Here is a 13978-nt window from a genome sequence, read left to right as displayed (position 1 = left end):
CTATTGCCGTGGGCGCTTTGCTGTGGTTAATTGGTTATCGGCCGGATTGTAACACAGATGTCAGCACAGCCGAGTGCAGGGAAATGACAGGAGGACAGGCATGCAAAGACGGCAGTTTCTATTGTGGGCTTTGGGAGGAACAACGGCGCTGGCGTTAGGTGTCAGCCTCTATGTGGATGAGGAGATTGCCAGCTTGAGTGAGCGGGAAAAGCCCCATGATCTTCTGCTTGGTGCCTTGATCCCTGTGTTGCTTGAAGGCGCATTGCCTGAGATTAGCAAGCATAGAGTCGATGCCATCAATCGTACTCTGGATGCGGTCAATCAAACCCTTAAATGGCTACCTAAGGCCCAGCGTCAGGAGCTGGAACAGCTGCTCGACTTGCTGGAAAACCGCTTTGGCTTACTTTTGCTGAGCGGCAGCATGACGCCTCTGATGCTGCGCAGCCCCAACGAATTGGTCGACATGCTGGAGTCCTGGCGCAGCGCTTGGATGGCGCTGCTGCAACAAGCTTATCTCGGTCTCAGAGAATTATTGATGGCAAGCTATTATGCCTGCCCTGAGCATTGGGACAGACTCAACTATAACAAGCCAAAACTGGCACTCTGATACCCGACTGGAGACACATTTGTCGATAGCTGATCCCATTTTGGCCGGGCTGGCCACAGGTTGGAAACATACAGATGGTGCCTCTTTGGCCGAGGATCTTGAACTGGAGACTGATGTCGTCATCATAGGCACAGGTGCCGGTGGCGGTACGGCGGCTGAAATATTGACTCAGGCTGGGCTCAGGGTCTTGCTGTTGGAGGCCGGGCCGCTCAAGTCATCGTCTGACTTTGTGATGGAGGAGCGCCGCGCCTATCCAGAACTCTACCAGCAAGCGGCGGCCATGAAGACCCTGGATAAGGGGATAGGTATTTTTCAGGGCAAGTCGGTCGGCGGCTCCACCACAGTCAACTGGACTACTTCGATTCGAACCCCCAAAGCCACCTTGGATTATTGGCAAAGCCTTGGGGTTAAAGGTTTGTCCCGCAGCGAGCTGGATCCCTGGTTCGACAAGATGGAGCAAAGGCTCAATATCAGTCGCTGGCCGATAGATCCCAACCGCAACAACCAGGCCCTCAGGGATGGCTGTGTCGCGCTTGGCTGGGACTACACAGTTATCAAACGCAATGTGCTGGGCTGCTGGAACACTGGGTACTGCGGCATGGGCTGCCCGGTGAATGCCAAGCAATCCATGCTGGTCACCACAATACCTGCTGCCCTGAATGCCGGGGCAGAGCTATACAGCCATGTTCGCGCCGAACGCTTCGAGCATCATGGTGAGCGGGTTTTTGCCCTTAGAGCCGAGGCGCTCGATGGCTATAACAAGCCTACAGGTGTCAAATTGATGATCCGCGCCCGTCATTATGTGGTGGCGGCCGGGGCCATTCACACTCCGGCATTACTGCTGCGCTCACAAATGACAGATCCCTATCAGCGCCTCGGCAAGCAGACCTGTTTACACCCAACCGTACTCAGCGGCGCCCGCTTTCGGGAGGCCATCAATGCCCACTCCGGGGCACCGCAGTCGATATATTCGGATCAGTTTGTTTGGCAAGATGGTGCCACTGGTCAACCTGGATATAAGCTGGAAGTACCGCCGGTGCATCCTGTGCTTATCGCCTCCAAGACCTTGGGCTATGGGCCACAGCATGCCGAGTTGATGTCCTGGTTCAATCATCTGCAGGTCACCATAGCCCTGATCCGGGATGGCTTTTCGCCGGAATTGCCCGGTGGCCAGGTATTGCTGACAGATAAAGGTACAGCGCTGGATTACCCTCTGACGCCGGCCCTGTTTGCCGCCGCCAGAAGGGCTTTTGCCAGCATGGCCGAGCTGCAGTTTGCCGCCGGTGCCGAGCAGGTTATGCCCATCAATGAGGGCGCCGGAATTTTGTCCTCCTGGCAAGAGGTCAAACAGGTTATTGCTGAGATGCCGCTGGCGCCACTGAAGACCATAGTGGCTTCAGCGCATGTGATGGGCGGCTGCGCCATGGGTGAAAACAGGCAGTTATCCTGGGTGAACAGCGAAGGCCAGGCGCATTACTACAGCAATCTGTCGGTGATGGATGGCTCTGTATTTCCCAGCAGTTTGGGAGCCAATCCGCAGCTGAGTATCTATGGTTTGACGGCGCGCAACGCCAGCTTGCTGGCCCGGAGGCTCAAGCCTGAGCCAGCAGTGCAGGATATTGCTGAGGACTGAGGTTGAACTGCGCCAGATAGGTACTGAGATTGTGTTGCCTGTCTTCAGTGACGCTGCGAGGCAGGCCGTTGAGTTTGTGCAATATCAGCTGCTGCCCTCTGCGTTCCATCATCAGCTCGACATCCAACATCTGTTGGTACTCGGTTTGTCCCAGGTTGGGTTTGGCCAGGCGTCTCAGTCGCCGATAGGGGCGCAGAATACCGCTTTCCCATTGCTCCACTTCGCTGTGGAGCTGGGCCCACGAGCCTTGGTTGAGGCTAACGCCTTTGTTGTCCAGGGTCAGCGCCAGCAGCAAGAGGTTGACTATCAGGCCGTGTTCGTCCTGCAGCTTTATCAGCAGGCTTTCCAGCGCCGGGTAAAGTGTTTCACATTCCTGCCAAAGACTAGAGGTAAACAGACTCGTATGTGGCACGCTTTTCTCCTTGCTTGCAATCTCAACACCCGGGTTTCCCCGGCTCAAAGGCCTGACTCGGCTTCGATGGTGTCTATCTCTTCCTGAAGTTCCAACCAGTTCATTTCACTCTCTTCCAGCGCCTGCGAAAGTTGGGTGCGCTCGGCGAGGATCTCCGTCAGTCTGGGCTTTTGTTCGGCTTCGTAGAGAGAAGTATCCGCCAGCAGATTTTCCAGCTCCGCCAATCTGTCGGTAGCCTGGCTCTGCTCGGCTTCCAGTTTGGCCTGGCGTTTCTTCAGTGGTGATAGTTTTTGCCTCAATTCAGCTTCCAGGCGTTTTTGCAGCTTCTTGTCCTGGGCCGGTGAGGCTTCGTCAACCTGAGACACACTTGCCGTTGCGGCTTTGGCGGCATCCAGCAACCACTGGTGATAGTCATCCAGATCGCCATCGAACATCCGCACTTCGCCGCCATCGACCAGGTAATAGTCGTTGCAGGTGAGTCTCAGCAGGTGACGGTCGTGGGACACTATCACCATGGCGCCTTCAAAGCCCTGCAGTGCAACGGTCAGGGCGTGGCGCATCTCCAGATCCAGGTGGTTGGTGGGCTCATCGAGCAGCAATAGATTGGGGCGTTGCCAAACCAGCAGCGCCAGTACCAGACGGGCCTTTTCACCACCGGAGAAGGGACGCACTTGGGCCAGCGCCATATCTCCCTGGAATCCAAAGCCACCGAGGAAGTCTCTCAACTCCTGTTCGCGGGCATTGGGGGCCAGGCGCTGCAGATGCTGCAGCGGGGTATCATCCAGCTGCAGAAACTCTATCTGATGCTGGGCAAAGTAGCCGATATTGAGCCCGGGATTGGGCTCGTACAGGCCGCGCATGGGCGAGAGTTGCTCAGACAGCAACTTAATCAGGGTGGACTTACCGGCACCATTACGACCCAATAAACCGATGCGGGCACCGGGCACCAGATTGAGATACACCTTGTTGAGAATAGCCTTGTCGCCGTAGCCGACCGACACATCTTCCATCTTCACCAAGGGGTTGGGCAGCGCATCCGGCTCGCGAAACTCCATATAGAAAGGGCTGTCGGCCTTGGAAGGCATCAGCTCAGTCATCTTTTCCAGTGCCTTCAGGCGACTTTGGGCCTGTTTGGCCTTACTGGCCTTGTAACGGAAGCGGTCTACAAAAGACTGCATATGCGCTCTCTCTCGCTGCTGGCGTTCATAGGCCACCTGTTGCTGGGCCATACGTTCGGCACGAGTGTGTTCAAAGGCGCTGTAGTTACCCTTGTAGAAGTTAAGTTTTTGGTGTTCCACATGGACGATTTCGTCCACTATGGCATCGATAAAGTCACGGTCGTGGCTGATCAGCACCAGCGTGCCTTGATAGGATTTAATCCAACCTTCCAGCCAGTACATGGTATCCAGATCCAGGTGGTTGGTGGGCTCATCGAGCAGCAATAATTCTGAGCGACACAGCAGTGCCTGCGCCAGATTGAGGCGCATCCGCCAGCCACCGGAGAAACTCTTCACCGGATGGCTCTGCTGGGCCTCGGTAAAGCCAAGACCTGCCAGCAGGGTACCGGCACGGGCACGTATGCTGTAGCCGCCTACGGCATCAAGCTTGCCGTGCAGTTCGGCTATCCTGTGGCCATTATCCTCGGCTTCAGCCTTGGCCAGCTGGGTTTCGAGCTCGCGAAACTCACTATCGCCATCGAGCACATATTCCAGTGCCGATACCTCCAGCGCCGGGGTCTCCTGGGCAACGGTTGCAATGCGCCACTGGGATGGCACGCTGATTTCGCCTTTGTCCAGGTGTAGTTGCCCTAAAATCAGGGCCAGCAATGAGGACTTGCCCGTACCGTTGGCGCCGACTAATCCCACCTTGTGGCCGGGATAAATAGTCAATGAGGCCTCGTCAAGCAAGGTCTTGGTGCCACGGATCAACTGGGCATCGGAAATGGTGATCATGAATACTGCTTTGGAATACGCTGAAATTATGGGGCCAGATGATAGCCCAGAACCCCGGTCTCAGGCTATAGCAGCAACACTTTGCTGTGAGCTGGCACCTGGGGGTAAATGACGGTCATCATTTCGAATGAAAGCCCCCCTCAAAAGTATGGCTTTACGGCTAACGACGCGAAAAACATCGGAAAAAGCCAAAGTTTCAGATATTTCTGAACTGCTGTTTGTAAAAACGTGCAGTACCATCCAAGCGCGCAAAAAAAGCGCCACAGGCAACAAGGAGTTTTACCAAGGGAGCCTAATTACCTTGGGGCAGACAGGGAGAGTCGTAGATGGGTGTGATCCGCGTAGTCAGCATGGCTGAGTTGCATCTCAGCGATGCCGGGCAGATTGAGGCCAACTGGCAAAGCTTGAGCAATGAACAGCTGGTATCTTTGGCGCCGTCCGGATGCTCGCTTGAGCAGCTCAAGCGGGAACTGGCCGATAGCAGTAGAGTGCTCCTCAGAATGAGAGAGTAAAGTTTATGGACTAAAATTCTATGTATTCTGACTCGCCTGAGAGTAAACACTTTGCTGACATTTTTGCGGCCCATATTGTTTGGCAACCTTTTACTGGCAACGGCCGCAGTCAATGCAGTCACGATTCCCTATTGTGTCGACCCCGACTGGATGCCCTATGAAGGCATAGACCAAGGCAAACATGTGGGCATTTCATCCGGCTTTCTTGAATTCATTGAAGAGCAGACTGATTGGCAGTTTCAGTTAGTACCCACCGCCAGCTGGCAGCAGACATTGACATATTTGAAGCAACAACAGTGCGTATTTACTCCCATGCTCAACTATACCTCCAGGCGCGCCGAATATTTATCCTTCACTGATATCTATAGTCGCTCTCCCAATGTGTTGGTTTCCCGCCGCGAGCAACCCTTTCTACAAAGTATGGAACAGGTCGGGAATAGAAGTCTGGTGATCCCCAGAGGTTACCGCTTGCTGGATTATGTGCGTCAGAACTATCCCAAGATCCACATTATGCTGGCCGAGACGGAGCAGCAGGGACTGGAGATGGTATCCAGCGGTGAGGCTGATCTGTTTATTGGTTCTATGTATTCCATCAATGCCCGCATTCAGCAGAGCGGCTTGTTTAACCTCAAAATCGCCGCTTGGGCCGGGCCTGAGGATCAGTTCCGGATGGCGGTGACTGAGAATAGCAAGTGGATGCTGCCCGATCTAAATCGTTTGTTGGCGCAGATTTCTGACGACCACAGGGCCAGGCTGTATCGTCAGTGGAGCAATATGGCGGTGTTGGAGCAGACGGATAGAGGGCTGACTTGGCAGCTTATGGTTGTGATAACACTGGTCTTCGGCGCTTTGTTGGCGCGCTACCGCTGGATTAGTAAGTATAACCGGGAGCTGACAGCCAAGAATCAACAGTTGGAGAAACTGCGTAATCAGCTATTGGAAACCAATAAGGAACTTGAGTTTATTTCGACCCACGATCCTTTAACCAAGTTGTATAACCGTCACTACTTTCATCGACATTTTGCGCCAGAACATCGCAGTGACGCAGCGCAAGGGCATACATCACTGATAGTGATAGACATAGATTTCTTTAAAGATATCAATGATCGCCATGGTCACAGCGTGGGTGATTCCATACTCAGTGATCTGGCTTCTCTGCTCATGGAGGGAGCCCGCGAAATCGACCTGGTGGCCCGTTGGGGCGGTGAGGAGTTTATGATTATTTGCCCGGATACTGATTGTATTCAGGCAAGGCATCTGTGTGAGCGCTTGGCATCGGCGATGACTGTTTATCCCTTTTCTGCCGGTGTTAGCCTTAGCTGTAGTTTTGGCCTGACAGAGCTGAAACCCGGAGAGTCTATTTGGAGCGCATTTGATCGGGCTGACCTGGCTTTGTATCGGGCCAAGTCAGAAGGCCGTAACAGAATTTGCTGCGATCCTGAATATGATCGAGCCAATAAAATCGGGCCAAATTCATCGGTTTGAGGTTAGAGCCGCACTTTTATGAAGTCAATTTCCGTGTTTATGACCCGAATAGTGAAAGTATGTGTGCTCAAGATGTTGAATTTATGGTGTTTTATTTTTTTTATTCGTTAGCGGTGACAAACTGGTGAAAATTGAAACTGCTGATTGCAGCCTATGGGGGTTTCGGTGTTATAATACGCGCCTTATTTATGGGGTTCCGTCTGTCGCAGCTTTGAAGTGGCATACTCCGTCTCCTATTAACTAATCATTTGAAGTTGAATCATGACTGACTTATCAAAATACAGAAACATTGGTATTTTTGCTCACGTTGACGCGGGTAAAACCACTACCACAGAACGTATCCTGAAACTGACCGGCAAAATCCACAAGATGGGTGACAGCCACGACGGTACCACTACTACTGACTTCATGGAGCAGGAAGCCGAGCGCGGTATTACCATTCAGTCTGCTGCGGTAAGTTGCTTCTGGAAAGATCACCGTTTCAACGTCATCGACACACCCGGACACGTTGACTTCACAGTTGAAGTATATCGTTCTCTGAAAGTTCTGGACGGCGGTATCGGTGTATTCTGTGGTTCCGGTGGTGTTGAGCCTCAGTCCGAAACCAACTGGCGTTATGCTAACGAATCTGAAGTTGCTCGTATCATCTTCGTAAACAAGTTGGACCGTATGGGTGCCGACTTCCTGCGTGTTGTAGGTCAGATCAAGCGCGTTCTGGCTGCGACTCCATTGGTTATGACTCTGCCTATCGGCGTTGAAGATGAGTTTAAGGGCGTTGTTGACGTTCTGAACCGTAAAGCTTATGTATGGGATGATTCTGGTCTGCCAGAAAACTACTCTGTAGAAGAAGTTCCAGAAGACATGGTTGATCTGGTTGAAGAATACCGTGAGCACCTGGTTGAGACTGCCGTTGAGCAGGACGACGACCTGATGGAAGCTTACATGGAAGGTGAAGAGCCTTCTATCGAAGATCTGAAGCGTTGTATCCGTAAGGGTACCATCAATCTGTCATTCTTCCCCACTTACTGTGGTTCTGCTTACCGTAATAAGGGTATGCAGCTGGTTCTGGATGCGGTTGTTGACTACCTGCCATCTCCAACAGAAGTTGAGCCTCAGCCTCTGACTGACCCAGAAACTGGTGAAGAAACCGGTGAAGTCGCTACTGTATCTGCCGATGAGCCACTGCGCGCTCTGGCGTTCAAGATCATGGATGACCGTTTCGGCGCCCTGACCTTTATCCGTGTCTACTCTGGTAAGCTGAAGAAAGGTGACACTATCCTGAACTCTGCTACCGGTAAGACCGAGCGTATCGGCCGTATGGTTGAGATGCACGCTAACGATCGTAAAGAGATCGACTCTGCTCAAGCCGGTGACATCATCGCCGTTGTAGGTATGAAGAACGTTCAGACTGGTCACACTCTGTGTGATCCTAAGCACGAATGTACTCTTGAGCCTATGATCTTCCCTGATCCAGTAATCTCTATCGCTGTAACTCCTAAGGACAAAGGCGCTTCTGAGAAGCTGGGTGTTGCTCTGGGTAAGATGGTTGCAGAAGATCCATCATTCCAGGTTGAAACCGACCAGGAAACCGGTGAAACCATCCTTAAGGGTATGGGTGAATTGCACCTGGACATCAAAGTAGACATCCTGAAGCGTACTCACGGTGTTGAACTGACTGTTGGTGCTCCACAGGTAGCTTACCGTGAAACCATCACTCAAGCCGTTGAAGACAGCTACACTCACAAGAAGCAGTCTGGTGGTTCTGGTCAGTTCGGTAAGATCGACTACCGCATCCGTCCAGGCGAAGCTGGTAGTGGCTTCAAGTTCACCTCCAGCGTTGTTGGTGGTAACGTACCTCGTGAATTCTGGCCAGCAGTTGAAAGCGGCTTCGAAGACATGATGAACGAAGGTCCTCTGGCTGGCTTCCCAGTACTGGACGTTGAAGTTGAACTGTTCGACGGTGGTTACCACGCAGTTGACTCCTCAGCGATCGCGTTTGAAATCGCTGCCAAGGGTGCATTCCGTCAGTCTATGCCTAAGGCCAAGCCTCAGTTGCTTGAGCCTGTGATGAAGGTTGACGTGTTTACTCCAGACGATCACGTTGGTGACGTTATCGGTGACCTGAACCGTCGTCGCGGTATGATCAAGGATCAGGAAGCTGGTCTGACTGGCGTACGTGTTAAGGCTGACGTGCCACTGGCAGAAATGTTCGGTTACATCGGTCACCTGCGTACCATGACTTCTGGTCGTGGTCAGTTCTCCATGGAGTTCTCTCACTATGCTCCATGTCCTGCCAACGTGGCTGAGACTGTTATCGCAGAAACCAAGGCTCGTAACGCAGCCAAGAAATAAGGATTAATTATCCTGATAAAAACCCGCCTTGATGGCGGGTTTTTTTATGGGCGAATATCCAGTGCCACTAAGCCAGCAGAATCAAGTTTGTACTCAGTTCGGCGGATGCCGCTGAATATCAATGGGCAATCGTATGGCAACTGTTTCCGAAACTGGTATATGTGGCAAAGGAGCTACCTAAGATAAAGGAGCTATCTAAGATAAAGGCGCTGGGATTGGCAGAGCATTACCGTGAGGAAATCACAGCAAATATCAGTAGAAGGGGGAGTGGTGATAGCAGATAAACAAAAGCCAGCTCGATAAGCTGGCTTTGTTCAGGGCCGATAACGCGTGTTTATCAGTCTTCCAGGTTACCGCAGAAACGGTAGCCTTCGCCGTGGATGGTGGCGATGATTTCCGGTGTATCAGGCACACTTTCGAAGTGCTTACGGATACGGCGGATAGTCACATCAACAGTACGGTCATGTGGCTTAAGCTCACGGCCGGTCATCTTCATCAGCAACTCGGCGCGGCTGAGGATCTTGCCTGGGTTTTCCACAAAGTGCAGCATGGCGCGGAATTCGCTACGCGGCAGCTTGTAAGACTCACCCTGAGGGCTGACCAGTGAACGGCTGTTGATCTCCAGGCTCCAACCATTGAAACGATAATGTTCCACGGCGGCCTTTTCTTCAATTTCAGCACCTGAGCTGTTGACACGAGTCAGCAGGTTGCGGGCACGAATAGTCAACTCACGAGGGTTGAACGGTTTGGTGATGTAATCATCGGCACCGATTTCCAGGCCCAAGATCTTGTCTACTTCGTTATCACGACCGGTAAGGAAGATGAGGCCGATATTGTTGATTTCGCGCAACTCCCGCGCCAACAGCAAACCATTCTTACCTGGCAGATTGATATCCATAACCACCAGGTTCACCTTGTTTTCCTGCAAGGCTTTGTGCATCTCTGCGCCATCATTGGCTTCGGTTACCACATAACCTTCTGCCTCGAAAATACTTCTCAGCGTGTTACGGGTAACGGCTTCATCTTCAACGATCAGAATGTGCGGGTTTTGCATGTTATTTACCTAATTAAATCAGTTTATCTAACCATGAGCGCGGGTGACGCTCCGCTATACTCTCTAAAACGCCAACATTCACAGGGTTCACGTAAGTGCTGTTCAAAACTGAAATGAAACGGCAACACACTTCATGATTAGCAAAAAGTATGCTCTCCACCTGGAGAGGCGCGAACTGTACTCTCTAGGATTCCCAGTGGCGGGATTTAGTTCCTGAAAGACATGGAAAATCCAGAAAATGCGATCTTAAAACCAGATTACATTTGGTACAGAGTCGTTATCATTAGAGACTTATGCTGTCGCGTAATGGCGCTAGCCTGGTCACACGCTTAACTCTAGGTCTCTGTCGATACAATCCATTGTACTAGGATTAGGCATTTGTTAACAAATGAAATGTTAACAAATTAATGTTTAACTATGATCTAAGTCACAAGTTTTTATGTTAGATATTGAAACTTAAGCGTTTTGTGTTTTGTCTTACTGTGAGCTTGCTCACGGGGCTAGGGGATTTCGTAAGCCTTTGCTAGAATAACTCCGGTTCATTAGAGACAGATACTACAATGGATGCTGCATTTGAAAGTCTCTGGCAGTACTACCAGAGCGCATGCTTTTTTTTGACTCAGTCGTTTTCTTCCGCTGTTCCTTTTGCGATTGTCACCGCCCATAACCCTCTGGGGCAAAAATTGACTTCCTGCCAGAACCGTCTTCTCGATCGGCAATTACAAGGTGATATTGATAAGCTCGGCATACCCTATCGGGCCATTATAGGTGCGGCTGAGGATCTCAGTCATATGGAAAAAAGTTGGGCCCTGTTTTTGGATAAGGCTGCGGCAATCGAACTGGCATTCAAGTACCGTCAGAATGCACTTTATTATGTGGATAAAGGCTTACTGACATTAGTGCCCTGCCATAAAGGCAAGCATGAAATAGAGCTTGGATTATTTGCAAGCCGAGCTCGTTTGGTCAATGAATTACCTGAACTTAGTGATAAATAAGTTGAGGATATTTCATCGGATGCAAATTAGCATTGACTTCATAAGGGCTTTATTGCTAATTTTTTCATCCCTTTCGCAAGAAAGGAACAGAAGAGGAGCGTTAACTAGGTAGTGAGTCAGAGGAAACCAATTTCCTATGACGGCTCATGAGGGAGATTAACGCCGAGGTCGGGATGCGTATTGGTAACGCTCTCCGGTCGGTTGGTCAGGCTGAATCCTGGCGGCTGTCACCTGGTTTTTGGTGGAGAGCTTCTGGTGACGATCGCTTTGTCCCTACTTTGGGGTGCGTTATCTCAGCACCAGGCTCTTCGAACGTTATCTGTTCGGAGCTTAACTCATGAAGTCTATTCTCGTTGTCGACCTTTCCCTGTCACCTGCCTGTGGGGGAATGCGCTGATGTCTCTTGTTGTTGCCAAGTTTGGCGGTACCTCAGTTGCCGATTATCAGGCGATGAATCGCTGTGCCGATATAGTGCTTGGAAATTCGGCTACTCGTCTGGTTGTGGTGAGTGCATCCAGTGGCGTAACCAATCTGTTGGTGGAGTTGTCTCAGGCAGACATGGGGGATGAGCGCCGTCTCAAATTATTGAAAGATATTGCCAGCATTCAATATGCGATTCTGGACAAACTTGGTAGACCTGCTGCTGTTGCCGCGGCGCTGGATGCCTTGCTCAGCCGTATGGCAACGCTCAGTGCCAAGCTGTTGCAGGGGCCGAGTAATGCTATGGTTGATGAGATCCTGTCCCTTGGTGAGCAATGCTCTTCAGCGCTGTTTGCCGCGGTATTGAGAGAACGCGGTGCCAAGGCCAGCGCCTTTGATGTGCGTCAGGTGATGCGTACCGATAGCCATTTCGGCAAGGCCGAACCACAAATCGCCGAACTGAAGCGACTGGCGACAGAGAAATTACAACCCTTGCTTGAGCAGCAACTGTTGGTGACCCAGGGGTTTATCGGTGCCGATGCCGAGGGGCGAACAACTACCCTTGGGCGTGGCGGCAGTGATTATTCCGCGGCTCTGTTGGCAGAAGCTTTGCAAGCCGATGCGGTTGAGATCTGGACCGATGTAGAAGGGATTTACACCACAGATCCCAGACTGGCTCCCAACGCCAGGCCTATCGCAGAAATCAGTTTTAATGAGGCGGCGGAGATGGCTACTTTTGGCGCCAAGGTGTTACACCCTGCCACCATCTTGCCGGCGGTGCGCCAACAGATCCAAGTGTTTGTCGGTTCCAGTCGGGCGCCGGAAAAAGGCGGCACCTGGATCCGCCATCAAGTGGAAGATGAGCCGGTATTCAGGGCCGTTGCCGTGAGACGAGATCAGACCCTGCTTAACTTGCATAGTTTGCAGATGTTGCATGCCCAGGGCTTTTTGGCTGAGACCTTTGCTGTGTTGGCGCGGCACAAGATCAGTGTCGATCTCATTACCACCTCAGAGGTGAATGTGTCGCTGACCCTGGACAAAACAGGTTCAGATTCAGCCGGTAAGGGGCTTCTGACGGAAGCTCTGCTGCAGGAGTTATCGCAAAACTGCCGGGTGCGGGTGGAAGACAAGCTGGCTCTGGTGGCGATCATTGGCAACAAGATAGCCACTACCGCCGGGATCTGTCGCCGGGTATTTGAAGTGCTCGAACCCCATAACGTCCGAATGATCTGTCAGGGTGCCAGTCCACACAATCTCTGTGTCTTGGTGTCTGAAGCCGAAGCCGGTGATGTGGTGGCCGCTTTGCATCGTAACTTATTTGAAGGTGCTCAGGATGCAGCTTGAACACCTGCAGGTTGGGGAGCTGGCCGCAGGTCAGCCTCTCACCATCCCCATATATCGCTTCAAAGGCACCGGTCATTCGGCGCCCAGCGTCTATATTCAGGCCAATGTGCATGGCGCCGAGGTACAGGGCAATGCGGTGATTTTGCAATTGTTGCAGTACTTCAAGGCGCATCCGCCTCTGGGAGATGTCACTCTGGTGCCTTTGGCCAACCCCTTGGGGATCAACCAGAAAAGCGGTGAGTTTACCTTGGGCCGCTTCGATCCCATCACAGGTATTAACTGGAACCGAGCCTATCTTGAGCAGGTCGTCCATCTGGATGACTGGTATCCGCAGTATAGTGAGCTGCCGGAGCAAGCACTGTTTGATGCTTTTCGTCAGCTTCTCATTGCCAACTGTGAGCAGGCATTGGCCAATCCCTGGGGAGTGACGACCGGCCAGAGATTGGCGCTCAATCTGCAGAAACTGGCACATGGCGCTGACATAGTGCTGGATCTGCACACCGGCCCCAAGTCCTGTAAACACCTTTATTGCCCCGAGTATGAGCTGTCAGCTGCCGGCTACTTTCATATTCCCTACACCTTGGTGATGCCTAAAGGCTTTGGCGGTGCCATGGATGAAGCGGCCTTTAATCCCTGGTGGCAACTCAGCGATTATGCCAAGAGTAGGGGGCGAGATCTAAAAGTCGCAGTATCGGCCTTTACTTTGGAGCTTGGCAGTCAGGAGCGTATCGATCTTGCCGATGCCAGTCGGGATGCGGAAGGAATATTAAGTTATCTGAGTTATAGAGAGGTGATAGCCCAAAGCGTACTGCCGCAGGTGATGCCGCGTTTTGCTTGTTTGCTGAAAGACTATCGAAAGTTTCACGCACCTATGGCGGGTATGGTGGAGTATCTGGCCGAGCCGGGAGTGCCTTTGCCCGCCGGCGCGCCTCTGGTCAATATTCTCAGGCTCGACCGAGTCGATGTTGGCACAGAGGTTACCAAGCTCTCACTTGAGGAAGATGTGATCCCCGTGCTGCATTTTGCCTCGGCGTCTGTGCACCAAGGGACTGAGCTCTACAAGGTGATGACCAACTACTTTACTCTTTCTGATTAAGTTAGGTCCGGTGTGAGCCGGAGTTTAACGTCTATCATTCTGTAAATTGCTGATAAATTGTAATTTTTTGTGTATTTGTTTTTCAATTGTATCCATGGGTGTTACAAATGTTGGCG

The 13978-nt window shown here is 51.8% G+C and carries 11 protein-coding genes and 1 riboswitch; of the genes, 8 read left to right on the top strand and 3 right to left on the bottom strand.

Annotated features, from left to right (window positions below; genetic code table 11):
* The first annotated feature begins 100 nt into the window (after positions 1-100).
* Both ACMHXH_RS01560 and ACMHXH_RS01555 read left to right on the top strand, forming a co-directional pair.
* On the top strand, positions 101-607 hold the full coding sequence (locus ACMHXH_RS01560; RefSeq protein WP_039035533.1) for a hypothetical protein: 507 nt from the start codon (positions 101-103) through the stop codon (positions 605-607).
* 19 nt (positions 608-626) lie between these two features.
* Entirely contained in the window at positions 627-2240 is a 1614-nt protein-coding gene (locus ACMHXH_RS01555; protein ID WP_413737528.1) for a GMC family oxidoreductase N-terminal domain-containing protein, read from the top strand.
* Here the strand turns inward: ACMHXH_RS01555 and ACMHXH_RS01550 are convergent.
* Entirely contained in the window at positions 2200-2652 is a 453-nt protein-coding gene (locus ACMHXH_RS01550) for a DUF2390 domain-containing protein (protein ID WP_039035535.1), read from the bottom strand. The two genes, ACMHXH_RS01555 and ACMHXH_RS01550, sit on opposite strands and share 41 nt — an antisense overlap.
* A gap of 44 nt (positions 2653-2696) precedes the next feature.
* Positions 2697-4604, bottom strand: a complete 1908-nt coding sequence (locus ACMHXH_RS01545; protein ID WP_335912353.1) for an ABC transporter ATP-binding protein — start codon at positions 4602-4604, stop codon at positions 2697-2699.
* Between the two features lie 326 nt (positions 4605-4930).
* Here ACMHXH_RS01545 and ACMHXH_RS01540 point away from each other — a divergent pair, with 326 nt between their 5' ends.
* The 3 genes from ACMHXH_RS01540 to fusA all read left to right on the top strand — a co-directional run bounded on the left by ACMHXH_RS01540 (position 4931) and on the right by fusA (position 8953).
* The gene (locus ACMHXH_RS01540) at positions 4931-5116 is read left to right on the top strand and encodes a hypothetical protein (protein WP_039035537.1); all 186 of its coding nucleotides are present in this window, start codon (positions 4931-4933) and stop codon (positions 5114-5116) included.
* Between the two features lie 51 nt (positions 5117-5167).
* Positions 5168-6601, top strand: a complete 1434-nt coding sequence (locus ACMHXH_RS01535; protein WP_238398941.1) for a diguanylate cyclase — start codon at positions 5168-5170, stop codon at positions 6599-6601.
* A 261-nt stretch (positions 6602-6862) separates the two neighbouring features.
* The gene (fusA, locus tag ACMHXH_RS01530) at positions 6863-8953 is read left to right on the top strand and encodes an elongation factor G (protein ID WP_039035538.1); all 2091 of its coding nucleotides are present in this window, start codon (positions 6863-6865) and stop codon (positions 8951-8953) included.
* A 337-nt stretch (positions 8954-9290) separates the two neighbouring features.
* Here fusA and arcA read toward each other — a convergent pair whose 3' ends face one another.
* Positions 9291-10007: a two-component system response regulator ArcA gene (gene arcA / locus ACMHXH_RS01525; RefSeq protein WP_039035539.1), complete on the bottom strand. Its 717-nt coding sequence runs from the start codon at positions 10005-10007 to the stop codon at positions 9291-9293.
* A 560-nt stretch (positions 10008-10567) separates the two neighbouring features.
* On the opposite strand from arcA, the gene ACMHXH_RS01520 reads away from it, so the two are divergent.
* From ACMHXH_RS01520 to ACMHXH_RS01510, 3 genes are all read left to right on the top strand, one after another.
* A complete protein-coding gene (locus ACMHXH_RS01520; RefSeq protein ID WP_071476533.1) occupies positions 10568-11002 on the top strand; it encodes a DUF3293 domain-containing protein in 435 nt (144 codons plus the stop codon).
* Positions 11003-11084: 82 nt separating this feature from the next.
* A riboswitch (Lysine riboswitch) is annotated at positions 11085-11262 on the top strand.
* Positions 11263-11398: 136 nt separating this feature from the next.
* On the top strand, positions 11399-12766 hold the full coding sequence (gene lysC, locus ACMHXH_RS01515; protein ID WP_039035541.1) for a lysine-sensitive aspartokinase 3: 1368 nt from the start codon (positions 11399-11401) through the stop codon (positions 12764-12766).
* Complete coding sequence (locus ACMHXH_RS01510; RefSeq protein ID WP_335908181.1) at positions 12756-13862, top strand: succinylglutamate desuccinylase/aspartoacylase family protein; 1107 nt, start codon at positions 12756-12758, stop codon at positions 13860-13862. The genes lysC and ACMHXH_RS01510 overlap by 11 nt, the downstream gene beginning before the upstream one ends.
* Positions 13863-13978: the final 116 nt, after the last annotated feature.

The sequence above is a fragment of the Shewanella sp. BJSY2023SW001 genome (genome assembly GCF_047314685.1).
In the GTDB taxonomy this organism is placed as follows: domain Bacteria; phylum Pseudomonadota; class Gammaproteobacteria; order Enterobacterales; family Shewanellaceae; genus Shewanella; species Shewanella indica.
This window is presented reverse-complemented; position numbering and strand designations above follow the sequence as displayed.

What these genes read in the sequence shown, in the direction of transcription:
- fusA (WP_039035538.1), top strand. Translation starts at nt 6,863, where the DNA reads ATGACTGACTTATCAAAATACAGAAACATTGGTATTTTTGCTCACGTT.
- ACMHXH_RS01540 (WP_039035537.1), top strand. Translation starts at nt 4,931, where the DNA reads ATGGGTGTGATCCGCGTAGTCAGCATGGCTGAGTTGCATCTCAGCGAT.
- ACMHXH_RS01560 (WP_039035533.1), top strand. Translation starts at nt 101, where the DNA reads ATGCAAAGACGGCAGTTTCTATTGTGGGCTTTGGGAGGAACAACGGCG.
- arcA (WP_039035539.1), bottom strand. Translation starts at nt 10,007, where the DNA reads ATGCAAAACCCGCACATTCTGATCGTTGAAGATGAAGCCGTTACCCGT.
- ACMHXH_RS01545 (WP_335912353.1), bottom strand. Translation starts at nt 4,604, where the DNA reads ATGATCACCATTTCCGATGCCCAGTTGATCCGTGGCACCAAGACCTTG.
- lysC (WP_039035541.1), top strand. Translation starts at nt 11,399, where the DNA reads ATGTCTCTTGTTGTTGCCAAGTTTGGCGGTACCTCAGTTGCCGATTAT.
- ACMHXH_RS01520 (WP_071476533.1), top strand. Translation starts at nt 10,568, where the DNA reads ATGGATGCTGCATTTGAAAGTCTCTGGCAGTACTACCAGAGCGCATGC.
- ACMHXH_RS01510 (WP_335908181.1), top strand. Translation starts at nt 12,756, where the DNA reads ATGCAGCTTGAACACCTGCAGGTTGGGGAGCTGGCCGCAGGTCAGCCT.